Here is a 652-nt window from a genome sequence, read left to right on the forward strand (position 1 = left end):
TTATCGGTATTTTCTTGCAGGAGTTGTTGCAGTTGCCGGTTTTCCCGTTCGAGGCGATCGCGATCGGCTTGCAATCCCCGAATCAGAGCCGCCGCTTTGTCCGCTTCTTTCAGTTGGGCGCTCAGGTCGCGCACTTGCTTTTCTAACTCGGCCACCCGGTCGGATTGCGCGGGTACAGCGGGGGCAAGGTTCTGCTGGCGCAAGGGGTTGTGCAAGTGGCGCTGCTGCAGGATAATTTTTCCCTCTTTCGCATCTTCCCGGGCAAGATGATGGATTCCGGCGCGCAACTGTTGGGACGGCTCTAGGGGGTCTTCCGGTGCGGCGGAGTTGGGTTTAGTCCGTCGGGCTGGTTGTTTCGCGGGAGCCAGCAACTTTTCGGCGTCCCAGTCGGTGAGGTGGCGAACCGCGTCGATGAGGTGGTCGGTGAGGACTGAAGGGCTTTCCCCTTGGTAGGCCAACCGCGCCGCTTCCGCTTGCAGGGTGGTAATGTCTTCCTCGGAAGCGCCATAGGTCTTGGCGACTAACCGCCAATCGGCTTGGGTTGCCGCGTCACCCAAGGAGATGAATTTGCGGGATTTGCGGATACTGGCGACAGTCTGCTTGCCGGCTTTGAGCAGTTTGACCAGCAGGTGGTGGTCGTCGATTTTGGTCA

1 protein-coding gene is annotated in these 652 nt (G+C 59.4%); it reads right to left on the reverse strand.

Annotated elements, in window-relative coordinates; genetic code table 11:
- On the reverse strand, positions 1-652 hold a 652-nt coding region (locus AC0QH1_RS06395), incomplete at both ends, for a hypothetical protein (RefSeq protein ID WP_324630122.1).

This window comes from Phormidium sp. CCY1219 (genome assembly GCF_055795085.1).